Genomic DNA, 254 nt, shown 5'->3' with positions numbered 1-254 from the left:
CGGATCAGCAAGGCCCGGATCAGCAATGCCTGCACCAGACCCATGCGGCTGTGCGGTGGCATTTCAAAGCCACGGAATTCCAGAATCCCCAAACGGCCTGACGGGCTACCCGGTGCAAACAGTTTATCGATACAGAATTCAGCCCGGTGGGTATTACCGGTCACATCGATCAGCAGGTTACGCATGATACGATCGACCAGCCATGGCAAGGCGGACTCACCTTCCGGCATTTGCTGGAAAGCGATTTCCAGCTC

The 254-nt window shown here is 56.3% G+C and carries 1 protein-coding gene; it reads right to left on the bottom strand.

Features of this window, described 5'->3' with window-relative positions; translation table 11 throughout:
- Nucleotides 1-254 (bottom strand): transglutaminase family protein (locus Q4563_RS21150; protein WP_303605922.1); only part of this gene is annotated, 254 nt, incomplete at both ends.

Source organism: Gilvimarinus sp. 1_MG-2023, from assembly GCF_030548285.1.
Note: the sequence above shows the minus strand (reverse complement) of the source record. Positions and strands in the feature narration are given on the sequence as shown.